Origin of the sequence: Paraburkholderia sp. MM5482-R2 (genome assembly GCF_050436125.1) — a bacterium.
Classification (GTDB): domain Bacteria; phylum Pseudomonadota; class Gammaproteobacteria; order Burkholderiales; family Burkholderiaceae; genus Paraburkholderia; species Paraburkholderia tuberum.
Window position 1 is genome coordinate 936830 of the sequence record NZ_JBNDLP010000002.1, and the last position, 21815, is coordinate 958644.

A 21815-nucleotide genomic window follows, 5' to 3' on the forward strand; every position below is an offset into this window, starting at 1 on the left:
CGAAGGAGTAAAGATCATGAGCTCACTTGGTTTTCGCACAGGAAGTCTTGTGGTTTTCGCAAGCGCAGCATTGCTTTCCGGATGTCAGATCGTACCGGGACAACGGATGGTCACGCCGGCCGCGATTCAGGACACGGGTGGCGAATTCAGTACCGAAGCCTCGCAGCAGAAGCAGATTCCGATCACCGATATCAATCTGGAACTGCTGAAGAAGATGAATGCCGACCAGACTGCCTCGGTGTTGCCGCCGACGACGACGGGTCTGTTCGGCAAGCCGGCCATGTACAGGGTCGGCCCCGGCGACGTGCTGCAGATCGTCGTGTGGGATCACCCGGAACTCGCGGCCGCGCTGGGACAGCCGCCGACGACCTCGCGCCCTTCCGATGCAATTCCGGGCTTCCTGATCGACGAGAACGGCGACATCCAGTTTCCGTACGCGGGCAACCTGCACGTCGCCGGCAAGGACGTCGCGACGATCCAGCGCGAGCTGTATTCGCGGCTGAGCAAGGTCTATCAGAAGCCCGAGGTGACGGTGCGCGTCGCGTCGTTCCGTAACGCGACGGTGTATATCGACGGCGAAGTGCGCACACCGGGCACGCAATCGATCAACGACATTCCGCTGTCGCTGACGAACGCGATCGGCCTGAGCGGCGGCTTCAACACGACCGCGGATCGCAGCCGGGTCGATCTGATCCGCGACGGCAAGACCTATAGGCTGAACATCGACGAGCTCATCAAGCGCGGCCTCAATCCGTCGGATATCTATCTGCAGCCGGGCGATACCGTGCGCGTGAACGCCCGCGAAGACAGCGGCGTCTACGTGATGGGCGAAGTCAACAAGCCGGCCACGGTGCTGCCGTTGCGCAACGGCTCGCTGACGCTGTCGCAGGCGATCTCCGACGGCGGCAGCTTCGACTCGAATACGGCCTCGGGGCAGCAGCTGTTCGTGATCCGCAATTCGACCAGCGACTCGCCGCAGATCTATCACCTCGATGCGACCTCGCCGGTGGCGATGCTGCTCGCGAACCAGTTCGAGCTACAGCCGAAGGACATCGTGTACGTCGGTCAGGGCGGTCTGGTTCGCTTCAACCGTGTGTTGAACCTGCTGTTGCCCGCGATCAACGCGGCGGTGACGGGAGTCGTCGTGTCGAAGTGACGCATGCGTGACGCGATATCTGAACCGGCAGGCCTTGTTGGGTGAAAACATGGCAATCAATTACGAAAACCGTTACGCCGGCGTGTATGAACCGGGGCAGTTGCATCTGTCGGACTACGTGCGCACGATCGTGCGCGGTTGGCGCACGATCCTCACCGTGACGCTGATCGCGCTCGCGCTCGGTTGCGCGTACGCGTTCCTCACGCCGCCGGTCTATCGTTCGGACGTGCTGTTTCACGTCCAGGACAGGACGGCGAACGCGATGAACGTCAATGCGAACGGCCGGGACGCGGCGGCGCCGCTTCCCGGCGCGTACGATTCGAAGCCGTCGACCGCGGCGCAGATCGAGCTTTTGAAGTCGCGTCTCGTCACCGAGGAGGCGGTCCGCGCGCTGCACCTCGACATCACGGCGAAGCCGCGTTATCTGCCGGTGATCGGCAGCAAGATCGCCGGACTCGTGAACGGGCACTGGTGGTTCCGGCTGCCGTCGTTCGTCAACCTGCGCGGGTTCGCGTGGGGCAACGAGAGCATCGCGGTGTCGCGCTTCGACACGTCGAAGGACTTGTATGGCGAGACCTTCACGCTAGTCGCGGGCGCCGGCAACACCTTCATGCTGCGCGATCCTCACGGCAGCGCGATCCTGTCGGGGCGCGTCGGCGAGACCGTGCAAACCGATACCGCGGTCGGCCCGGTCACGCTGCACGTCGACACACTGGTCGGCGCGCCCGGCTCGCGTTTCGAGCTGACGCGCGCGTCGACGCTCGGCACGGTGGAGCGTCTGGCGAAGACAATGGTCGTGCAGGAAACGGCGGAGGACTCCGGCGTGATCCGCGTGAGTCTCGAAGGCGCCGATCCGGCGCTGACCGCGGCGATCGTCAACAACGTGGCGCGCCAGTTCGTGCGGCAGGATCTCGCGAGCCATTCGACCGAATCCGACCACACGCTCGCGTATCTCGAACAGCAACTGCCCGACGCGCGCAAGGCGCTCGACGACGCGGAAGAGCGCTACGGCAAGTTCCGCAATACACATGGCGCCGTCGATCTCGGTGAAGAAAGCAAGCTGCTGCTGCAGCAGATCGTCGACAACAAGACGAAGCTGCTCGATCTGCAGCAGCAGCGCGCGGAGCTGTTGCAGCGTTTTACGCCGAATCATCCGATGGTCGCCGCGCTCGATGCGCAGATCGCCGCGTTGCAGGGCGCGCAGAGCACGATGAACCACAGCGTCTCGACGATGCCCGACACCGAGCAGACCGCGCTGCGTCTGCAGCGCGACGTGCACGTGAACACCGATCTGTACACGAACCTGCTCAACGGCGTGCAGCGACTGCGGGTCGCGCAGGCGGGGCAGGTGAGCGGCGTGCGCGTGGTGGACTTCGCCGAAACGCCCGACGATCCGGTGTGGCCGAAGCGCATGCTGGTGATCCTGATCTCGCTCGGCGGCGGCCTCGCGCTCGGCTTGCTGCTGGTCTTCTTGCGGCGCGCGATGCGCGGCGGCGTGGAGCGCCCGGACGAACTCGAGGGGATGCTCGGCGTGCCGGTATTCGCGGTGGTGCCGCGCAGCCAGACGCAATTGCGCCTGCAGGAAAAGGTGTCGCTGCGCCAGCGCGGGCAGCATGTGCTGGCGCAACAGGCGCCCGAAGATATCGCGGTGGAAGGGGTGCGCAATCTGCGCACCTCGCTGCAGCTGTCGCTCGATCATGCGGCCAACAACGTCGTGATGATCACCGGCTCGCGGCCCGATGCGGGCAAGTCGTTCCTGTCGGTGAATCTGGCGACGCTGGTCGCGTCGGCGAACAAGCGCGTGCTGATCATCGACGGCGACATGCGACGCGGCGACGTGCATTCGCATTTCGGCGTCAGCCATCGGCCGGGACTGTCCGACGTGCTGTGCGGCGGCGATCTCAACGCGATGATCCAGCGCGACGTGCTGCCCAACCTCGACGTGCTCGCGAAAGGCACGCTGCCCTCGCACCCGGCCGAGCTGCTGATGAGCAAACGCTTCGAAGCGATGCTCGAGGCGTTGAAGCCGCAATACGACGTCGTGATCATCGACACGCCGCCGGTGCTCGCCGTGACCGACTCGACGCTGATCGGCAAATACGCGGCGACGACGCTGCTCGTCGTGCGGCATGGGCGTCAACCGCTGCATGAGATCATCGAAACCACCAAACGCCTGCGTAACGGTGGCGTCGGTCTGCGCGGCGTGCTGCTCACCGACGTGCCGCAGGAAGCGGCGTTCCTCGGCTCGGGGTATCAGGGCGGCTATTACGGCTACGACAGCATCGCCGGCTGACACTGCTGCCCGCGCGCGCGTCTTTCGGGGCGCCGCGCGGGCGGGCGTGATCGACTGCACGCCCGTGCCGCCGTCCCGCGAGATACCTCGCAATCCTTAGTGGTGACGCAGCAGATCGCGCAATGCGCGCGACTCTTCCGCCGTCGGTTGCATGGTTTGCCACGCCGACTCGTGCGACGCGAGGGCGACGAGCCGTTGCGCGGCCTTGCTGCTCGAATCGATCCGCAACGCTTCGTTGGCGTTGTGCGACGCGCACTCCCAATGTCCCACGTTGCTGCAGCCGCGCGCGAGGCTCAGCAACGCGTCGCGTTGCTGCTCTAGCGTGCTCACCTGGGCGCGCATGCTGCGCGCGCCGCGATTGTCGGGCTGCGCGGTGATTACGGCGGCGAGGCGTGCTCTGGTCGCCGCCAGATTGCCTCGTTGCAGATAGCCGTGCGCGGCTTTCAGATTGCGCTCGGCGTCGGCGCGCTGTTTGTCGGCTTGCGTGAGCGGGGCGGCCATCGTGTCGGTGTTGGTGTTGGTGCTGGTCGACGCGAGCGCCGTGCCACGCGGCGTGGGCGCGGAGATGGCCGCGCTCGATGTCTTCGTTGACGCTACGGCGCGCGCGGTCGTGACAACGGGCGGTGTCGGTCGCGCTGCGGTCGGCGTGGTCGTGACGACGGGCGTTGACGGTCGCGCTGGGGCGGGCGCGGTCGCCACGACGGGTGGAGCCGATCGCGCTACGGCAGGCGCGGTCGCAACGACCGGCGGTGACGATGGCGCAACGGTCGGTGCGGTCGCCACGATGGGCGGGCTCGATCGCGCTACGGCGGGCGCGGTCGCAACGACCGGCGGTGACGATGGCGCAACGGTCGGTGCGGTCGCCACGATGGGCGGGCTCGATCGCGCTACGGCAGGCGCGGTCGCAACGACCGGCGGTGACGATGGCGCAACGGTCGGTGCGGTCGCAACGACGGGCGGTGCCGGTGGCGCGACGTGGGCCGCGTGCACGTTCGCCGGTTGCTGCCGCGCGACGACAACGGGACGCGGCCGTTGCGCGACGATCGACGCCGGCTTCGGCGCCGCGGCAACCGACGGCGCCGCATTCTGCGCAACGTTCTGTGCAGGGGCTTGGCCAGGGTTGTCCGGGCGCACCGTGCCGAAGACCGTGACCGGCGTGTCGACGCTCGCATCGTCGTCGTTGAGTAGAACGAAGCCGACGTACACGACGCCGAGCGTCGCGAGCGCGGCTGCGGCAAGCGCGAGCGGATGCCGCCGTCGACGCCCGCCCGGCTCGAACGTCGCTTCGTCGATCAGATCGTAGGGGCTCATCTTCGTTTGCGCGGAGCGTCGCGACGAACGGTCCGCGGGCAAGCTCGCGGCCGCTGGCAGCGGTTCGAGTTGCGTGCGCGATGCGCTCAGCGCCCGGGATCGCGCGGAGCGCTCGCCGGGCTTGTCGTCCGTATCGAACGAATCGATCGGCAGTGCGTGGCATGCGGGACACGGCGAAAAGCGGCCCGACAGCGGCACGCCGCAGTATGCGCAGTGATGGAAAAATGGCTGGTCGGAGGTCGTGTCGCGCGGCATGGCCGTGTCGCTCCACTGGCGCCGAAGGGCGGCGCCATCAAAAAGAATGAATGCAACGACGCCCGCAAGCGGCGTCGGCCGGACTACTGAACGACGTAACCGCGCGCCTGCATGCACGCGCCGTAGGCGGCCCAATAGCGGGTCATCGGTGGCTCGGGCGCGGGCAGCGGCGGCAGCTTTACGTTCGACGCCGCGTTGGCCTGCAGCGAAGCGGCCGCCCCATCCGACGCGCCGGGTGCCGCGGTCGCACTGGGGCCCGTTGCCGCTGCCGATGCGTTCGGCGGTGCATTCGCCGCCGCGGTGGCTGGCGCGCCTGGCGCGCTGGCGCCGGCCGCGGCTTCGTTCACCGGTTTCGCCGACGATGCACCGCCAGGCGCTTGCGCCTCAGCCAACGGCGCGCTCGCGGCTTCGGGCGCGCTCGCGCTCCACGGCAGCGGCGTGGCTGAGAAGGAACTAGGCGGAAGCGGCGGCTTCGACGGTACGCCGGTCGACGCACCTTTGGCCGCGCGCGGTTGACGCGGCGGAATCTGCGACTCGTGGGCCATGTTGACCCCGGTCACGCGGTTCGCCTCGGCGTAGCACATCGCGTTGTCGATGCTGCGCTCGTAAGGGCTCTGACTTCGGATCGGATAGGTGACAGGCCGCCACGCGAACGCGGCAGTGCTCGTCACCAACAGCGTCAGTACGGTATATGTTCTAAATGCCATCGCAGTCACTCCCGCAGCGATGTCTCGCCTTTTTGTGTTTGATTTCGTGTCGTGCTTTCGTTCTGTGCTCGTTGCGCGTCGTGTTCGAGCTCGTTCTCATGCCTGGCGCTCGTGCTTCTGTCGCGGCCTGCCGATAGGCCGTGGCGTTGCGGTGCTTGGCGCCACGGTTCCCCGGAACGGGCACGTCGCGAATGCCGCTTTAACGAGCGTAGCACCGCGGTTTGGCCACGCGATGCATCGGATAGCGCGCGAAAACGCCATCGTGCAGTGCAATCAGGACACAATCGGCGAGGCGGCGTTGAAGATCGGGACAATCCCTGGTCGCCACGAAGGATCGTCAGGAGTCGAAGATGAAAAACCTATCGTATCGCTATCGGCCGCTTTGCGCAGCGTTCTGTCTGTCGGTGCTGTCGCTCGCCGCGCCGCTCGCGAGCGGCGCGAGCGACGCCAACATGAGCGCGGAGACGGCGGGTGAGCGCGCAAGCTTCGCGCGGGCGTTTTGCGACGTGTCGCCCGAGCGGATCGGCGCCTATAAGGAGCGGCTCCGAAAGGTCCTGACCGGTGCGACCGATTTCGATCAGCACTGGGACACGGGCTGGCACCGCGCCGACATCACCAATAGCCAGATGAACGCACTGCGCGAGCGAGATCCGAAGGAATTCGCGGCGCGCATCAAGGTCAATTGCGAACGGCTCAAGTGGATGGCGGGTAATGCGTTGCACCGGCCTGCGCAGAAGTGAAGTGAAACGAGCGCGCTGTCGGGCGACCGAAACTGGCGGATCGTAGCCTCATGCAGAAGGCTTCGCCGGGCTGAATCTCGCGCGGCTGTAGTCGACGACACGCGAACCGACTGGAACCGGAAGCTTTTTGCATACTCGACGGTTTCGGCCAAAAATACACATTATTATGACTTTCGCTTAATGTTCGGCTAACCGTCGAGTAGTCTGCAGATGTAACGCTCAACGACCTTTCGAGCATGTAACTAATTCGCGAATATCGTTTGGTCCGTACTGCGGCACATTTGCGGCGGTAATGAGGCCTGCCATAGTGAATATTAGCTAACGTAATGCCGGACCGACCTTCTGCTGGGGCAAGCTTCCAGATCAAACGCTGTTTGACCTTTTGCCGTTATCGTTTCGAAGTGAGGAGCGGTTATGTTGAACCCGAAGACGTTCGGACACTTCCTTTGGCTCGTCCGCAAGACGTGGATAACACGCGGGCCGCGTTTGTACTACTCGCAGTTTGGAGAGGACGCGGTGTTGCGCGAGATAATCAGTCCCCGGTGCAATAAGGGTGTTTATGTCGACGTTGGTGCATACCACCCTGTCAAGTTCTCGAACACACATGCGCTTTACAAGCGTGGTTGGCGCGGCATCAACATAGACATGGATCCAGTGAAAATTGAAACGTTTTCTCTTGCGCGGTCCGGTGATGTCAATGTATGTGCGGCCGTCTCGAACGAGAAACAGCTCAAGGAAGTCTATAATTTTTCAAATTATGGGTTGACTTCGACCATAGATCCCATAGTGGCTGCGGCCGAAGTCCAGAAGCCTATCTCCGTCCGGACCGTTGAAACTACCACATTGAACGACGTTCTCGAGCACACCCCGTACGCCGATCAGAAAATCGATCTGCTTTCCATCGACGTGGAAGGTCACGATTACGAAGTCTTGCGATCGATTGATATCAGCAGGTATAAACCAAAGATCATTATTGTGGAGTTTACGCTGACTTCGATCAGGGAAGTAATAGATTCAGCCATATTTCGCTATCTGGAGGAGCGCAATTACCGACTGGTCAGTTGGACATATTTGTCGCTGATCTTCAGAGTGGAAAGATCTCAAATCTTTCGCACCCAGTTATAGCGTTACGGTTCCGCACGTATCGTCCTTGCAGCTGCTATCAATTTCACAATCCCACTATCAACGGCCGCTGCAACGGTCCAGATCTACCTGGACCGACTGGTGCTTCAGCCGTGAAGCACATTCATGAGCCCCCTCGACTTGCCTGAAGGCTGACTATCGTAACGGCCCGCGCTTATGGGGGATTTCCCTGGGTTTGACGTTTCGAGCGGGCGCTCCGCTCCGAAGTCGCTGCCTCGTCATGGCTCGCCTCTTCCTTCACGAAGGGCCGAATCTCAACGCAACACGTCGGTAAATTATTGTTTTCTTAGAGAAAATACCGAACGGCAGACGTTCCGCACGGGGCGGGGTTCAAGCCCGAGCGAATCACGTTTCAGGGTGAGTGAACTTCGACCGCGTTCCCCGCTTCTTGAATTTGTCACTGCCCGTCCATATAATTAGCACTCGCTGCACGAGAGTGCTAACAACATCTCCGGTTGGCTCGGCCAGCCGGGTTTTTCTCAGCGTTCTTCAGTCTCAATCAGAGAGGAGTATGTATGAACCTTCGTCCTTTGCATGATCGCGTGATCGTCAAACGTCTGGATCAGGAAACCAAGACCGCGTCGGGCATCGTGATCCCCGAAGCCGCAGCGGAAAAGCCGGATCAAGGTGAAATCCTCGCAGTCGGCCCGGGCAAGCGCGACGACAAGGGCGCAGCCATTGCGCTCGACGTGAAGGTCGGCGACCGCGTCCTGTTCGGCAAGTACGCAGGCCAGACCGTCAAGGTCGACGGCAACGAACTGCTCGTGATGCGCGAAGAAGACATCATGGCCGTGGTGCAGAAGTAAGCGCAAGGTCGCTACTTCACCGGTTATATCCAAAGTATTCAAGGAGTTAGAAGATGGCAGCTAAAGACGTCGTATTCGGTGATTCCGCCCGTGCCAAGATGGTCGAAGGCGTGAATATTCTCGCCAACGCCGTGAAGGTCACGCTGGGTCCGAAGGGCCGCAACGTGGTTCTCGAGCGCAGCTTCGGCGGCCCGACGGTCACCAAGGACGGTGTGTCGGTCGCGAAAGAGATCGAACTGAAAGACAAGCTCCAGAACATGGGCGCGCAAATGGTCAAGGAAGTCGCTTCCAAGACCAGCGACAACGCAGGCGACGGCACGACGACCGCTACGGTTCTCGCGCAATCGATCGTCCGCGAAGGCATGAAGTACGTCGCATCGGGCATGAACCCGATGGACCTGAAGCGCGGTATCGACAAGGCCGTTACAGCCGCAATCGAAGAACTGCGCAAGATCAGCAAGCCGTGCACGACCAACAAGGAAATCGCCCAGGTTGGCGCGATCTCGGCGAACAGCGATTCGTCGATCGGCGAGCGCATCGCTGAAGCAATGGACAAGGTCGGCAAGGAAGGCGTGATCACCGTCGAAGACGGCAAGTCGCTGCAAGACGAGCTGGACGTCGTCGAAGGTATGCAATTCGACCGCGGCTACCTGTCGCCGTATTTCATCAACAACCCGGACAAGCAAGTCGCCGTGCTCGAGAACCCGTTCGTGCTGCTGCACGACAAGAAGGTGTCGAACATCCGTGACCTGCTGCCGGTGCTCGAGCAAGTCGCGAAGGCTGGCCGTCCGCTGCTGATCATCGCTGAAGACGTCGAAGGCGAAGCGCTCGCAACGCTGGTCGTCAACAACATCCGCGGCATCCTGAAGACCGTTGCCGTCAAGGCTCCGGGCTTCGGCGATCGTCGTAAGGCGATGCTGGAAGACATCGCGATCCTGACCGGCGGTCAGGTCATCGCTGAAGAAACCGGCCTCACGCTCGAGAAGGCAACGCTGGCTGAACTGGGCCAGGCGAAGCGCATCGAAGTGGGCAAGGAAAACACCACGATCATCGACGGCGCTGGCGAAGCAGCGAACATCGAAGCTCGCGTCAAGCAAGTGCGCACGCAGATCGAAGAAGCGACCTCGGACTACGACCGTGAAAAGCTGCAAGAACGCGTCGCCAAGCTGGCAGGCGGCGTTGCAGTGATCAAGGTCGGTGCTGCGACCGAAGTCGAAATGAAGGAAAAGAAGGCACGTGTCGAAGACGCACTGCACGCAACGCGCGCGGCTGTGGAAGAAGGCATCGTGGCGGGTGGCGGCGTCGCGCTGATCCGTGCACGTACGGCAATCGCTGGCCTGAAGGGCGCTAACGCCGATCAGGACGCAGGTATCAAGATCGTTCTGCGCGCCATGGAAGAGCCGCTGCGCCAGATCGTCGCCAACGGTGGCGAAGAAGCGAGCGTCGTCGTGGCAGCGGTTGCTGCTGGCAAGGGCAACTACGGCTACAACGCAGCGACCGGCGAGTACGTCGACCTGGTCGACGCAGGTGTCGTGGACCCGACGAAGGTGACGCGCACGGCGCTGCAAAACGCAGCTTCGGTTGCTGGCCTGCTGCTGACGACCGACGCAGCTGTCTGCGAACTGCCGAAGGAAGATGCTCCGATGCCTGGCGGCATGCCCGGCGGCATGGGCGGCATGGGCATGGACATGTAATTCCGCTCGGGCCTCGTGGTCCGGCCGCGTGGTTGAACTGCCGCGCGTCTGGATCACGGCCGAGGCCCGGCTGGAAGTCCATGTGGGGAGTGCGCCGCGAGGCGTTTCCCCAAACGAAAAAACCCGCTTATGCGGGTTTTTTCGTTTGGGGCCGGCGTTGATGCGCTTGCTGGCGAGCGCTTCCGGACGCCCTTTTGTCCGGATCAGGCGCCCGCGGCGCGAGCCGTGCGATGAGAGGACCTTCCGAGGCACTTTTCCCGCAGGTAGTGGAAGATCTGCGCGACGCTTTGCGCGGGGCTCAGCGTTCCCGTGTCGACGTGCAGGTCGGGATCGATCGGCGCTTCATAGGGCGCTGATACGCCGGTGAACGAGCTGATCTCGCCAGACCTCGCTTTCGCGTAAAGACCTTTGGGATCGCGGCTCGCGCAGGTGGCGAGCGAGGCGGACACATAGGTTTCGACGAACTTGTCGGCTCCGATGATCGCGCGCGCCATTGCCCGATCTTCGCGTAGCGGCGAAATCAGCGCGGAAATCACGATCAGACCCGCGTCGTTCATCAATTGGGCGACGTGCGCGACCCGGCGGATGTTTTCGCGCCGGTCGTCGGGCTCGAATCCAAGGTCGCTCGCCAGACCGTGGCGGATGTTGTCGCCGTCGAGCACATAGCAGGCGTGACCGAGCGCGATCAGCTGCTCCTCGAGCGCGAACGCGAGCGTCGATTTGCCGGCGCCGGACAGGCCGGTCAGCCAGATCGTGGCGGGCATCTGATCGAACATGCGTATGCGGTCCTGCACCGCGATCTTGCCGTGGAAGCGTTGCACGAACTGGGGCGGCTCTTTCATGGATCGGTTCTCTTGGCTCTTCTGGCTCATTCGCAGTGCCAGCCTTGCCGCCACGTGCCGGCGTTGTGCAGGCTTTCGGTGGAATTGGCAATGGTAACGCGAAAGCCTTCCGGAATATCATTCGGCAGTGGAATCGAAAATCCGCTGTATGCGCTCGGATAGCCGGCGCTCGCCACATCGGGCCGCGGCTCGCCGCTGCAGCCGGTCGCGACGATCTGCGTGCCGACCCGCACCTCGAGCGGTACCTGCCGCTGCGGCTCGCTCAGGTTGACGGCCCAGCCGCACACTACGCCGTCGCGCACCGTGTCGACAAAACCGTCGAACAGGTCGACCGGCGGACGCTGCCGGCTTCGCGCGAACTCCAGATAGGTGTCGATCGGCGCGAGATCGAAGCGGCGGATCACCTCATGCACGCGCGACAGGAATGAGCCATCGATGCCGAAAACCGTCGCGCTGTAGACGTGCGGATTCTCGAGCTGATTTATTTCGGACTGAATCACGCGGACCAATTCGAGCGCATTCGAAAAGACGCTGCCCGTTTCATTCGCATAGGCTTCGACGATTCGGTTCGCGTCGCGGAACAGTTCGTAATCGAGGCTATTGTCGTCGATGAACTTTTGTCTGGCTGCTTCGCTGATGTGAGCTTTGCCTTTCGGCGCACCATTGGTGCGATTCGCTACGAAACAGAAAGGTAATTTCATCCCTGTCGAACCGCACAGCCGCAATAAGAATTCGCTCATGTCCTCGCAGACGCCGACGGTACCGATCTGTTCGCGCAAATGGATTTGCGCGACGGCGAGGCTCGCTTCGTTGACCGCCGGCTCGCCGCTCAGCATCTGCACGAACAGGTTCCTGCCGCCGAGCGATTCGCTGACCCACTCGTCGAGCGACAGTACACCTTGCAGCGCCAGAGCCTCGGTCGCCGACACGCTGACGCCGCGCGTGATCTGGCCGTTCTTGCCGTTCGCCGCATACCAGTAGTGCGAGATCTGGCGCGCGAGCGGATCGCGCAGGATCGTGCAGTAGTTGACCGGATGTTTGATCATCCGATGAATGCCATACGGTAGATGACCGCCGCCTACCTGCGTCGCGAGCAGCTTTGCGCGACAGTTTCCCCAGCCATCCTGATCCCAGACAAAGCTAATGAATTGGTCATTACCTTTATTCAAATCAAAAAACGAAATAACGGTCGAACCGCCGCATTTCGGTGGATGGATGAAGAAGGTGGGAAATGACATGTGGGGACATATGACTGATCGTGATGCGTAAAGTCTAGACAAAAGATGTCATCGGCGTTGTAACGTTTGATTACGCGATAAAACGTCCGGTTGCATCGCCGACAGCAAGATTCATGCGGCTATGCAAAATAAATTGACCAGGATGCCCGCGAGACGAACTGGGCGCGGCAGTATCGATAGCTACGCGCTAATTACATTGTTCAATTTGGATAAATCGAATGGAAAGTCGCACCAATCGCGAAAGTCGCATTAATGAAAAAAACGGCTGACAGCGGGTTTTTAGTCGATGCCGACGAATGGCGAGCTCAGTGCCGCGCTTCCCCCGGCGCCGCGCCCTTGCCTTGCGCGGGCGGCGTTTCGTCTTCATCGCTGCTGCGCGCCCAGAAGAAGCGATCGGGCATGTACGCCCCCATGCCGGGCCGGAACGCATTGCGCACTGCCTGATACAGATACTCCTGGCTTTCGCGCACCGCTTCCGCGGGCTCCTGGCCGTTGGCGAGAAGCGCGGCGATCGCCGCGCCGAGCGTATCGGTCAGGCCCGTCAACCGATGCGGCGCGCGGTCCCACATGTCCTGACGCAACTGGCCGTCCTCGCTGAAGAGTGTGTTGACGAGCCGATGCGTGCCGGTTTCGGTCGACAGAATGTACTCGCAGCCCTGCGACAGCAGATGCGAGATCGCCGCGTCGAGGCTCGGCGCCTCCGCGTCGCCGTCGGGCTGCGCGAGCGCGAGCAGCGTCGCCGAGTCGGCGACTAGCAGCGTGGTTTGCGGCGCGAGCAGATCGGCGATCGCTTCGCGCAGTTCGTCGGCGGCGAGCACGTGCTCGTCGTCGAGCGTGAAGTCCGGGGCGAGGATCAGCGGGATGTCGTCGTAGTCGGCGACAACTTCCGCGATCGCGCTGACCACTTCGGCGCGCGTGCACGCGCCGACCTTGAATGCGGCGATCGGCATGTCCTCGAGCAGCATGCGCGCCTGCGTCGCGACGATGTCCGGGTCGAGCCCGGTGACTTCGTCGCAGTTCGCCGAGTCGCGCACGGTATAGCCCGTGAGCACGGAAACGCCGTGGCAGCCCATGCTGGCAAGTGTCAACAGGTCCGCCTGCAGGCCGGAGCCGCCGGTGGGGTCGGAGAGACCGAAGGTGAGGACGATCGGAGGCGTGTCGCTGGGCATGAAAATGGATAAGGAAAGCAGGATTTCGGCGCGCAATGCGCAATTGGCTCAATTATGCGGCCTAAACCGTGGAGAGGGCGTTTTTTCGCGCGGCGGGGACTGCCAGAGGCTGGCTCGCGGCCCGCTGACGCGCAGCCGGCGGGGATTGCTTTGAGGTTGCCACGCTAGCGCCGCGAGCTTGCCGAGGCGCCCCCTATCGCGCTGCCGGGTGTCCCCACCGCCATGCGGCATGACGCCGCGAGCGTCGTGCGCACGGCGCGCGGGCGCACCGCCGAAGCCCGGTCCACGCTACGATTGCGAGTTTTCGATTGCTAGGCATGGGGGCGGCAACACGGTACCATCATGGCTCCCGCTTCCACGGACTCAACGACGCGACAAAAGAATGGAATATCAAAGCTGGATGTGCCTGATTTGCGGCTGGATTTACGACGAAGAGGCCGGCTTGCCCGACGAAGGCATTGCGCCGGGCACACGCTGGGAAGACGTGCCCATCAACTGGACGTGTCCGGAGTGCGGAGCGCGCAAGGAAGACTTCGAAATGGTCCAGATCTGAAGTTCGGCAAGCCGCCGGCGTCAGCCGGTCGGTCGGTCGTTCGCGTCGCTTGATCATTGTTCCGGCGTCGCGGTTTGATGGGCTCGTGCGACACGCCGGAAGCTTCGGCCCCCAAACCGGGTCCCGAGATTCGGTCCGAACCTGAACCCTGAGCTTCGATCCCGAAAAGTCAGCGGCGTCATCCGCCGCGCAATTGCTGCAATCGCTTGATGCGTCCGGCACGCCCGGCGCCTGTCTGAGCGCGCCGGCGCGGAACATCGCCGGTCGCGTCGTGTCGCAACGGTAGTCTGTCATTGTCCTGTCGCCGGTTCGCGCGGTGGCCGCTCACTCAGCATGCGGCGCGAAGCGACGGCCCCGTCAGCTTCGTGTCGCCTGCCCATGACTCTTCGATCCGCAGCACCCGTTTCCATCGATGCACTGCCGAACCCGCGCGGCGGCGCGGTCCGCCCTGCGGAACTCGCGCTCGCCGAGGCGTCGCTCGCGTTCGAGCAGCGCGACGAGAGCGGTGCCGCGCTGCTGCGCGCGTCGCATGCATTGCGCACGGCGGGCTGGCTCAGCGCGCAGCGTTTCACCGACGCCCTCGTGCGGCTCTCGCCGCTCGCGTGCGGCGAGCCAGCCGAAGCGGAAAGCGCGCGGCCAGTGTTCGGCGCGGCGCTGCGCGACTTCCGCGCGGCGCTCGAGCGTCACAATCTGCGCGAGCTCAGTTGCTCGCCGACGCTGTTCAACCACTACCGCGAGCTGTGTGCGCAACTCATCGAACCCACGCCGGGCTCCGCCGTTGCGTTCGAAGACCTCGCGCTGTGCGCGCGGCCAGTGCCGCCGGCTTCGCTGCACGCGCAATCGGCCGATCAGCTTGCCCATCAGCGGGCGCGCTACGAGCGCGCGTTGCTGCCGGTGCTGCGCTCGCAGGCCGACACAGGCAGCGCGGTAGCGCTTGCGGTCACGAACGCCGCGCTCGACGAGCTCGACGCCGTGTTCACCGAACTCGCCGGCCCGGATCCGTATGACTTCTGGCGGCTCGCGCGCGCCTGCGCGAAGGCGCTGCGCGCGCGCGGCCACGCAATCCGCGATATCGAGGCGCGGCGCTTCTACGCGCGCTGCAATCTGGCGCTCGCCGATCACGCGCGCGGCATCGAGCGCGCGCCGCGTTCGCTGGTGCGCGCGACGCTCGCGCTGCTGTGGCGCGACTACGCGCTGTTCGGCGCGGCCGCACAAGACGCCGACCAGGTCGAGGTGCTGCACGATTATGGCTTGACCGTCGACTGGCACGTCGCCGGCACGCAGTCGTCGGAAGCGCTGTGGGAGGCGGGCGCGCTCGAGGCGCAGTCGCTGCCGCACACGCGCGATCTCGGCGTGCTGAGCGTCAACGCGAACGCGTACGAAGACTTCCTGCAGACCGCCGACGCGTCCATCGAGGCGCTGGCCGCCCATGCGCGCGCGGCCGATCAGCCGGAAAAAGCCGACCCGAGCGAAGCGCTGCAGGCGGGCTCGGCCGCCTACCGGCTCGGCTCGGCCGCCTGCGCGCTCGGTCTCGGTCACGTGGCGCTGCTCGCCGACGCGCTCGGTCTCGCATGGCGGCGTCGTGCGCATGCGAGCGTCGCGACGCCGGCGGTGCGCGCGCACGTGATCGTCGGCGCGCCGCCGGCCGACACGCTCGAGCAGGCCGCCGAGGCCTTGCGTGCGTCGCTGCACAAGGTCGCCGCGGGCGTTGGGCCGGCGGGCGGCAGCTTCACGCAGGCGGCGCTCGCCGCGCTCACGCGTGCGATCGAGCAGGGCGGCGCGTGAAGCGCAAGCCGGGTCGAACCAAACGCGCGACGTGGCGCGCGAATTGCGTCCGCAACGCTTCGACCGACGCGCGCCGAACCCGCTGAAACCCATTGTGACAAGTCACAATGCCGCAACTTCGCGACGGGCGCCGAACGTGCCGTTCTACGCGGTGTTTCGGCGCCTGATCGCGGCATGGCGCAAGTCGCGCGCGTGATAGAGTGCAACTTGATCCGGCGTCGATGGCGCGTCGCGTAGCGTGCAACCCAACGCGTTGCAATGCTCAAAGCAGCCCGCCATGACGCATCGTCTTTGCTAAAATCCGAACTATGTCCAAGAGTACCGATCGCATCAATCTGACCAACCAGTTCCTGATCGCCATGCCGAACATGGCCGATCCGACGTTTTCAGGAACGGTGGTCTACCTTTGCGATCACAGTGAGCGCGGCGCGCTCGGCCTCGTGATCAACCGGCCGACCGATATCGACCTGCAAGCGCTCTTCAATCGCATCGATCTGAAGCTCGAGATCGAACCGCTTCTCCATGTCCCCGTGTATTTCGGCGGCCCGGTGCAAACCGAGCGCGGCTTCGTGCTGCACGATCCGAAAGGCGGCAGCGCATACACGTCGTCGATGTCGGTGCCGGGCGGGCTCGAAATGACCACGTCGAAAGACGTGCTCGAGGCCGTCGCGAGCGGCAACGGTCCGGAGCGTTTCCTGCTGACGCTCGGCCACGCCGGCTGGGGCGCGGGTCAGCTCGAAGACGAAATCTCCAAGAACGGCTGGCTCACGGTCGAGGCCGATCCGAAGATCGTTTTCGACGTGCCCGCCGAAGATCGTCTCGAAGCGGCGCTCGCGCTGCTGGGCGTGTCGTTGTCGATGCTGTCGGGCGAGGCCGGGCACGCATGAGGGGCCGCGCATGAATCTGTCGGCCGGACGTGAGGCGACGCTGCTTGCGTTCGACTACGGAGAGAAACGCATCGGCGTGGCAGTCGGCAATTCGCTGACGCGCCGCGCGCGGCCGCTCGTCGTCGTGCAGAACCGCAGCAGGGAGTACCGCTTCGAAGCGCTCGGCAAGCTGATCGCCGAATGGAAGCCCGATGCGCTGGTGGTCGGCCTGCCGATGCACCCCGACGGCACACCGCACGAGCGCACGCAACTCGCGAAGCGCTTCGGCAACCAGCTGAACGGCCGCTTCAATCTGCCGGTCACGTGGGTCGACGAGCGCTACTCGTCGGTCGAGGCCGAGGCGGAAATCCGCGCCGGCAATGCCCGCGCCGACATGCTCGATGCCGAAGCCGCGAGCATCATCCTCCAGCAATATCTAAACGGACTTTCCGACGATCATGAGTTCCATTGACGCCGAAGCGCTGTATCGCGCGTTGCTCGACCAGATTCGAGCGGCGTATGGCGACCAGCTCGCCGCCACGCAAGACGGTGCCGAAGCGGCGGTACTGGCGGGTATCCATAGCGGCGGCGCGTGGCTCGCCGAGCGGCTCGCGCGCGACCTGAAACTGCCGAGCTTCGGCGTGGTGAACGTCGCACTGCATCGCGACGACTACGCGAAGAAAGGGCTGCACGCGCAAGCAAGCCCGACCTCGCTACCGTTCGAGGTCGATGGCCGGCGCATCGTGCTGGTCGACGACGTGCTGTACACCGGCCGCACGATTCGCGCGGCGGTCAACGAGCTGTATGACTATGGCCGGCCGGCATCGGTCGAACTCGCGGTGCTCGCCGATCGGGGCGGACGCGAGTTGCCGGTGGCGGCGCGCTTCGTCGGTGGCGTGGTCGACGTACCCGCCGACGCGACGCTCGTGCTGGCCCGTGAAGACGACGGCGCGGGCGGCCAGCGGTTTTCTTTTCACACTGAAGCACGCGTCGATTGAAGGCAGTTTTGCGCAACGCAATGCCACGCAACATACGTGGAGCGCGCTGCGTTTGGTGAGATGCTGGAGTCGCCCCGAACCGTGGCAAGCAGCGTGCATCTGCAGCGATAGACTTGAGGTCCGTGTTTGAAGCAGGTACATCGTCAATCACCCCGGCCTATAGGCCGAGGCTTGCGGGGGTAAAAGTCCGCGAGTCTGAGATTGACCAGACCATGCGTCGCAAGACGCACCGTTGTGCAGAAGATTGCAGACCCACCGCCGGATGCTTCCTCAGTCTGGCGCTCTGGAAGTCGCAGCAGCAGACAAGCCACGGGTAGGTGTGAAACGGGCTGCGGCCGGTAGGAGTAATCCGCCCCTGCTGCACAACATGGTCGAGGGGAGCGGCGCCGCGAGGCGCCCGTCACCAGGCCCGTAAGGGCAACGCGCCGGAGTTTTTCCGGTTGGGCACCAGGAGCTACAGTTGGCGGTATTCGTTTTAGACAAGGTTGGGCGGCCGTTGATGCCGTGCAGCGAGAAGCGCGCGAGGCTGTTGCTCGCGCGTGGACGTGCGCGGGTTCATCGCCTCATGCCCTTCGCTATTCGGCTCGTCGACCGGGAGCTTCACAGCAGTGCATTGCAACCCCTGCGCATCAAGCTGGACCCCGGCAGCAAGGCCACCGGACTGGCGCTTGTGCGCGACGCGGAACACGTCGACACCTCGACGGGAGAAATCCATCGCGGCGCCGTGGTGCTTAACCTGTTCGAGTTGATCCACCGCGGTCGGCAAATCAGTGAGGCGCTTACTGCGCGCCGCACCATGCGGCGCCATCGGCGCAGCACCCTGCGCTATCGTGCACCGCGATTTCTAAACCGTACCCGCCCTGCAGGATGGCTCCCCCCATCGCTGCAACACCGGGTGGATACGACGCTCGCTTGGGTCGAACGGCTTCGGTGTTGGGCCCCGATAGCGGTGGTGAGTACTGAACTCGTACGCTTTGACATGCAGGCACTCGATAACCCAGAAGTCACCGGCATCGAGTATCAGCATGGAACTCTTTTCGGATATGAGCTGCGTGAGTATCTGCTGCAGAAGTGGACACACAAGTGCTGCTACTGTGACGCTCAGAACGTGCCTCTGAATATCGAGCACTTGGTGCCGCGCGCGCGCGGTGGCTCAAAACGGGTTTCCAACTTGGCAATTGCTTGTGTAGCCTGCAACGTCAGCAAGGGCGCGCGGCGGCTCGACGTCTTCGTAAAGGACGAGGCGCGCCTCGCGCGCATCATTGCCCAAGCCCTGCGCCCCCTGAAGGATGCATCGGCGGTCAATACCACCCGTTGGGCGCTGGTCAATGCCTTGCGCGCCACGGGTGTTCCTGTCGAAACAGCTTCCGGGGGACGAACGAAACACAACCGTAGCCAACTTGGCATCCCGAAGACTCATGCGCTGGATGCCGTGTGCGTGGGCGACGTTTCGACTGTGTTGGGGTGGCGAAAGCCGACATTGCAGGTGAAGTGCACTGGTCGGGGCAGCTATCAGCGAACGCGCCGAAACAAGTATGGTTTTCCTGTCGGCTATCTGATGCGGGCAAAACGCGTTCAAGGGTTCGGGACGGGAGACGTTGTGCGGGCGGACGTGCCTACAGGCAAAAAAGCAGGCACATATCATGGGCGTGTAGCCGTGCGCGCCAAGGGGAATTTCAACATTCAAACCCACGACCGGGTCGTACAGGGCGTTGCTCACCGCTATTGTCGGTTGCTGCAGCGCGCAGACGGCTATGGCTACTCAAGGATGGCAACTAACAAAGGAGAAGCGGGAGTAGGGGCTGTTATGCGGCCCGCGCCATCCCTCCCCGGCCCGGCGGCCGAGGTTTCCCGCGATGAAGGATGAACACCGCCACCCCGGCTCCGCAAGATTCCTCCGCTAGCGCATCCGAGCGCTTCCGCTACGGCTTCCTGAAGGGCAACCCGCAGCTCACGAAGAGCGGCGAGCTCAAACATCTGCTGTCGATCGAGGGGCTGCCGAAGGCCATCGTCAATCACATTCTCGAGACCGCCGACCAGTTCGTCAGCGTGACCGATCGCGAAGTGAAGAAGGTGCCGCTGCTGCGCGGCAAGTCGGTGTTCAACCTGTTCTTCGAAAACTCGACGCGCACGCGTACCACGTTCGAGATCGCGGCCACGCGGCTGTCGGCCGACGTGCTGAATCTGAACATCAACGCGTCGTCGACCAGCAAGGGCGAATCGCTGCTCGACACGATCAACAACCTGTCGGCGATGCACGCGGATCTGTTCGTCGTGCGTCATGCGTCGAGCGGCGCGCCGTTCCTGATCGCGCAGCACTGCGCGCCGCACGTGCACGTGATCAACGCCGGCGACGGCCGTCACGCGCACCCGACGCAGGGTCTGCTCGACATGTACACGATCCGCCACTACAAGAAGGACTTCACGAAGCTGCGCGTGGCGATCGTCGGCGACATCCTGCATTCGCGCGTCGCGCGCTCGGACATTCATGCGCTGACCACGCTCGGCGTGCCCGAAGTGCGCGCGATCGGTCCGCGCACGTTGCTGCCGGGCGGGCTCGAACAGATGGGCGTGCGCGTGTTCCACAACCTCGACGAAGGTCTCAAGGATGTCGACGTGATCATCATGCTGCGCCTGCAGAACGAACGCATGAGCGGCGCGCTGCTGCCGTCGTCGCAGGAGTACTTCAAGAGCTGGGGGCTCACGCCCGAGCGTCTCGCGCTCGCCGCCCCCGATGCGATCGTGATGCACCCCGGCCCGATGAACCGCGGCGTCGAGATCGACTCGCAGGTCGCGGACGGCCCGCAATCGGTGATCCTGAATCAGGTCACGTTCGGTATCGCGGTGCGCATGGCGGTGATGGGGATCGTCGCGGGCAATAACGACTAAGCAACGACTGATCGGGAAGCCGAACGATAGGCTGAACCACAGGTTTAACAAAGGCAGCGCATGAAGATTCATATTCAAGGCGGCACGCTGATCGATCCGGCAGCGGGCACCGAACAGCAGCAGGACATCTTTATCGAGGCGGGCAAGATCGCCGCCTTGGGCAACGCGCCGGCCGGCTTCCAGGCGGAGCGCACGCTCGACGCGCGCGGTCTGTCGATCGCGCCGGGTCTCGTCGACCTGTGCGCGCGTTTGCGCGAGCCGGGCTACGAGCACAAGGCGACGCTCGGCTCGGAAATGGCCGCGGCGCTCGCGGGCGGCGTGACGAGCCTCGTATGTCCGCCGGACACCGATCCGACGCTCGACGAACCGGGCCTCGTCGAAATGCTGAAGTTCCGCGCGCGCAATCAGAACAAGGCGCACGTGTATCCGCTCGGCGCGCTGACGGTCGGTCTCAAGGGGCAGGTCATCACCGAGATGGTCCAGCTCACCGAGGCGGGCTGCGTCGGCTTCTCGCAGGCCGACACGCCGATCGTCGATACCCAGGTGCTGATGCGCGCGCTGCAATACGCGAAGACCTATGATTTCACCGTGTGGCTGCGTCCCGTCGATGCGTATCTGGGCAAGGGCGGCGTCGCCGCGAGCGGCGCGCTGGCGTCGCGGCTCGGGCTGTCGGGTGTCCCGGTGGCGGCCGAAACGATCGCGCTGCATACGATCTTTGAACTCGTGCGCGTAACCGGCGCGCGCGTGCATGTGTCGCATGTGTCGTCGGCGGCGGGCGTGGCGCTCGTGCGCGCGGCGAAGGGCGAGGGCCTGCCGGTGTCGTGCGACGTCACCGTGAACCACGTGCATCTGATCGACCTCGACATCGGTTACTTCGACGCGCAGTTCCGGCTCGATCCGCCGCTGCGCCAGCAGCGCGATCGCGAAGCGATCCGCGCGGGCCTCGTCGACGGTACGATCGATGCGATCTGCTCCGCGCACACGCCGGTCGACGACGACGAAAAGCTGCTGCCGTTCGCCGAAGCGACGCCGGGCGCAACCGGCCTCGAATTGTTCCTGTCGCTGACGGTGAAGTGGGCCGACGAAGCGGGCGTGCCGCTCGCGACCGCGCTCAATCGCATCACCGCGGCGCCGGCGCAGGTGCTCGGCCTCGAAGCGGCTGGCCGCATCGCGCTCGGCGCGGTGGCCGACCTCTGCGTGTTCGACCGTCACGCTCACTGGCGCGTCGAGCCGCGTGCGCTGAAGAGCCAGGGGCACAACACGCCGTTCCTCGGCTACGAGCTGCCGGCACAGGTGCGCGCGACCGTCGTGTCCGGTCAGCTCGCCTACGAACAGCGCTGAGCGGTATCGTTTCGGTCCAGTCAAGGAAA

The 21815-nt window shown here is 64.0% G+C and carries 20 protein-coding genes; 15 read left to right on the top strand and 5 right to left on the bottom strand.

The annotated features are described in order from the left end of the window. Nucleotides 1-16: 16 nt before the first annotated feature. Entirely contained in the window at nucleotides 17-1156 is a 1140-nt protein-coding gene (locus tag OKW37_RS07360; protein WP_429407277.1) for a polysaccharide biosynthesis/export family protein, read from the top strand. A 49-nt stretch (nucleotides 1157-1205) separates the two neighbouring features. Further along, a complete protein-coding gene (locus OKW37_RS07365) occupies nucleotides 1206-3449 on the top strand; it encodes a polysaccharide biosynthesis tyrosine autokinase (RefSeq protein ID WP_429407275.1) in 2244 nt (747 codons plus the stop codon). 96 nt (nucleotides 3450-3545) lie between these two features. Here OKW37_RS07365 and OKW37_RS07370 read toward each other — a convergent pair whose 3' ends face one another. Together OKW37_RS07370 and OKW37_RS07375 are read right to left on the bottom strand one after the other, a co-directional pair. Further along, nucleotides 3546-5015 carry a hypothetical protein gene (locus tag OKW37_RS07370; RefSeq protein WP_429407273.1) on the bottom strand — a complete coding sequence of 490 codons (1470 nt, stop codon included), beginning with the start codon at nucleotides 5013-5015 and terminating at the stop codon, nucleotides 3546-3548. Nucleotides 5016-5098: 83 nt separating this feature from the next. Then, nucleotides 5099-5722, bottom strand: coding sequence for a hypothetical protein (locus tag OKW37_RS07375; RefSeq protein ID WP_429407271.1), 624 nt, complete (start codon nucleotides 5720-5722; stop codon nucleotides 5099-5101). A 350-nt stretch (nucleotides 5723-6072) separates the two neighbouring features. On the opposite strand from OKW37_RS07375, the gene OKW37_RS07380 reads away from it, so the two are divergent. The 4 genes from OKW37_RS07380 to groL all read left to right on the top strand — a co-directional run bounded on the left by OKW37_RS07380 (nucleotide 6073) and on the right by groL (nucleotide 10105). Next, a complete protein-coding gene (locus tag OKW37_RS07380) occupies nucleotides 6073-6462 on the top strand; it encodes a hypothetical protein (protein ID WP_429407269.1) in 390 nt (129 codons plus the stop codon). 414 nt (nucleotides 6463-6876) lie between these two features. Further along, entirely contained in the window at nucleotides 6877-7587 is a 711-nt protein-coding gene (locus OKW37_RS07385) for an FkbM family methyltransferase (protein WP_429407267.1), read from the top strand. 533 nt (nucleotides 7588-8120) lie between these two features. Beyond that, nucleotides 8121-8411 (top strand): co-chaperone GroES, encoded by a 291-nt coding sequence (gene groES / locus OKW37_RS07390; protein WP_008923887.1) that lies wholly within the window; start codon nucleotides 8121-8123, stop codon nucleotides 8409-8411. A 53-nt stretch (nucleotides 8412-8464) separates the two neighbouring features. Beyond that, the gene (gene groL / locus OKW37_RS07395; protein ID WP_184062186.1) at nucleotides 8465-10105 is read left to right on the top strand and encodes a chaperonin GroEL; all 1641 of its coding nucleotides are present in this window, start codon (nucleotides 8465-8467) and stop codon (nucleotides 10103-10105) included. A gap of 203 nt (nucleotides 10106-10308) precedes the next feature. Here groL and cysC read toward each other — a convergent pair whose 3' ends face one another. Continuing rightward, on the bottom strand, nucleotides 10309-10947 hold the full coding sequence (gene cysC / locus OKW37_RS07400; protein ID WP_429407265.1) for an adenylyl-sulfate kinase: 639 nt from the start codon (nucleotides 10945-10947) through the stop codon (nucleotides 10309-10311). A 26-nt stretch (nucleotides 10948-10973) separates the two neighbouring features. After that, a complete protein-coding gene (locus tag OKW37_RS07405) occupies nucleotides 10974-11993 on the bottom strand; it encodes a chondroitin 4-O-sulfotransferase (RefSeq protein ID WP_429407263.1) in 1020 nt (339 codons plus the stop codon). A 21-nt stretch (nucleotides 11994-12014) separates the two neighbouring features. On the opposite strand from OKW37_RS07405, the gene OKW37_RS07410 reads away from it, so the two are divergent. Beyond that, entirely contained in the window at nucleotides 12015-12182 is a 168-nt protein-coding gene (locus tag OKW37_RS07410; RefSeq protein WP_429407261.1) for a hypothetical protein, read from the top strand. A 308-nt stretch (nucleotides 12183-12490) separates the two neighbouring features. Here the strand turns inward: OKW37_RS07410 and OKW37_RS07415 are convergent, their stop codons facing one another. Beyond that, nucleotides 12491-13354: a hydroxymethylpyrimidine/phosphomethylpyrimidine kinase gene (locus tag OKW37_RS07415; protein WP_090803266.1), complete on the bottom strand. Its 864-nt coding sequence runs from the start codon at nucleotides 13352-13354 to the stop codon at nucleotides 12491-12493. Between the two features lie 382 nt (nucleotides 13355-13736). Between OKW37_RS07415 and OKW37_RS07420 the strand changes: the two genes are divergently transcribed. The 8 genes from OKW37_RS07420 to OKW37_RS07455 all read left to right on the top strand — a co-directional run bounded on the left by OKW37_RS07420 (nucleotide 13737) and on the right by OKW37_RS07455 (nucleotide 21786). Then, nucleotides 13737-13907 (top strand): rubredoxin, encoded by a 171-nt coding sequence (locus tag OKW37_RS07420; protein WP_006047743.1) that lies wholly within the window; start codon nucleotides 13737-13739, stop codon nucleotides 13905-13907. 378 nt (nucleotides 13908-14285) lie between these two features. After that, nucleotides 14286-15692 carry a hypothetical protein gene (locus tag OKW37_RS07425; protein WP_184062184.1) on the top strand — a complete coding sequence of 469 codons (1407 nt, stop codon included), beginning with the start codon at nucleotides 14286-14288 and terminating at the stop codon, nucleotides 15690-15692. A 308-nt stretch (nucleotides 15693-16000) separates the two neighbouring features. Next, the gene (locus tag OKW37_RS07430; RefSeq protein WP_090803272.1) at nucleotides 16001-16579 is read left to right on the top strand and encodes a YqgE/AlgH family protein; all 579 of its coding nucleotides are present in this window, start codon (nucleotides 16001-16003) and stop codon (nucleotides 16577-16579) included. 10 nt (nucleotides 16580-16589) lie between these two features. Next, nucleotides 16590-17030: a Holliday junction resolvase RuvX gene (gene ruvX / locus OKW37_RS07435; RefSeq protein WP_429407259.1), complete on the top strand. Its 441-nt coding sequence runs from the start codon at nucleotides 16590-16592 to the stop codon at nucleotides 17028-17030. Next, nucleotides 17017-17556, top strand: a complete 540-nt coding sequence (gene pyrR, locus OKW37_RS07440) for a bifunctional pyr operon transcriptional regulator/uracil phosphoribosyltransferase PyrR (RefSeq protein WP_184062182.1) — start codon at nucleotides 17017-17019, stop codon at nucleotides 17554-17556. Before ruvX ends, pyrR begins: the two co-directional genes overlap by 14 nt. Before the next feature lie 460 nt (nucleotides 17557-18016). Beyond that, nucleotides 18017-19423: an RNA-guided endonuclease IscB gene (gene iscB / locus OKW37_RS07445; protein ID WP_429407256.1), complete on the top strand. Its 1407-nt coding sequence runs from the start codon at nucleotides 18017-18019 to the stop codon at nucleotides 19421-19423. After that, nucleotides 19420-20445, top strand: a complete 1026-nt coding sequence (locus tag OKW37_RS07450; RefSeq protein ID WP_090803276.1) for an aspartate carbamoyltransferase catalytic subunit — start codon at nucleotides 19420-19422, stop codon at nucleotides 20443-20445. Before iscB ends, OKW37_RS07450 begins: the two co-directional genes overlap by 4 nt. Before the next feature lie 60 nt (nucleotides 20446-20505). Further along, the gene (locus OKW37_RS07455) at nucleotides 20506-21786 is read left to right on the top strand and encodes a dihydroorotase (RefSeq protein WP_187611856.1); all 1281 of its coding nucleotides are present in this window, start codon (nucleotides 20506-20508) and stop codon (nucleotides 21784-21786) included. Nucleotides 21787-21815: the final 29 nt, after the last annotated feature.

What these genes read in the sequence shown, in the direction of transcription:
- groES (WP_008923887.1), top strand. Translation starts at nt 8,121, where the DNA reads ATGAACCTTCGTCCTTTGCATGATCGCGTGATCGTCAAACGTCTGGAT.
- OKW37_RS07375 (WP_429407271.1), bottom strand. Translation starts at nt 5,722, where the DNA reads ATGGCATTTAGAACATATACCGTACTGACGCTGTTGGTGACGAGCACT.
- OKW37_RS07420 (WP_006047743.1), top strand. Translation starts at nt 13,737, where the DNA reads ATGGAATATCAAAGCTGGATGTGCCTGATTTGCGGCTGGATTTACGAC.
- OKW37_RS07425 (WP_184062184.1), top strand. Translation starts at nt 14,286, where the DNA reads ATGACTCTTCGATCCGCAGCACCCGTTTCCATCGATGCACTGCCGAAC.
- OKW37_RS07370 (WP_429407273.1), bottom strand. Translation starts at nt 5,015, where the DNA reads ATGCCGCGCGACACGACCTCCGACCAGCCATTTTTCCATCACTGCGCA.
- OKW37_RS07380 (WP_429407269.1), top strand. Translation starts at nt 6,073, where the DNA reads ATGAAAAACCTATCGTATCGCTATCGGCCGCTTTGCGCAGCGTTCTGT.
- OKW37_RS07360 (WP_429407277.1), top strand. Translation starts at nt 17, where the DNA reads ATGAGCTCACTTGGTTTTCGCACAGGAAGTCTTGTGGTTTTCGCAAGC.
- ruvX (WP_429407259.1), top strand. Translation starts at nt 16,590, where the DNA reads ATGAATCTGTCGGCCGGACGTGAGGCGACGCTGCTTGCGTTCGACTAC.
- pyrR (WP_184062182.1), top strand. Translation starts at nt 17,017, where the DNA reads ATGAGTTCCATTGACGCCGAAGCGCTGTATCGCGCGTTGCTCGACCAG.
- OKW37_RS07455 (WP_187611856.1), top strand. Translation starts at nt 20,506, where the DNA reads ATGAAGATTCATATTCAAGGCGGCACGCTGATCGATCCGGCAGCGGGC.
- OKW37_RS07415 (WP_090803266.1), bottom strand. Translation starts at nt 13,354, where the DNA reads ATGCCCAGCGACACGCCTCCGATCGTCCTCACCTTCGGTCTCTCCGAC.
- OKW37_RS07410 (WP_429407261.1), top strand. Translation starts at nt 12,015, where the DNA reads ATGACCGCCGCCTACCTGCGTCGCGAGCAGCTTTGCGCGACAGTTTCC.
- cysC (WP_429407265.1), bottom strand. Translation starts at nt 10,947, where the DNA reads ATGAAAGAGCCGCCCCAGTTCGTGCAACGCTTCCACGGCAAGATCGCG.
- groL (WP_184062186.1), top strand. Translation starts at nt 8,465, where the DNA reads ATGGCAGCTAAAGACGTCGTATTCGGTGATTCCGCCCGTGCCAAGATG.
- OKW37_RS07365 (WP_429407275.1), top strand. Translation starts at nt 1,206, where the DNA reads ATGGCAATCAATTACGAAAACCGTTACGCCGGCGTGTATGAACCGGGG.
- OKW37_RS07405 (WP_429407263.1), bottom strand. Translation starts at nt 11,993, where the DNA reads ATGATCAAACATCCGGTCAACTACTGCACGATCCTGCGCGATCCGCTC.
- OKW37_RS07430 (WP_090803272.1), top strand. Translation starts at nt 16,001, where the DNA reads ATGTCCAAGAGTACCGATCGCATCAATCTGACCAACCAGTTCCTGATC.
- OKW37_RS07385 (WP_429407267.1), top strand. Translation starts at nt 6,877, where the DNA reads ATGTTGAACCCGAAGACGTTCGGACACTTCCTTTGGCTCGTCCGCAAG.
- OKW37_RS07450 (WP_090803276.1), top strand. Translation starts at nt 19,420, where the DNA reads ATGAACACCGCCACCCCGGCTCCGCAAGATTCCTCCGCTAGCGCATCC.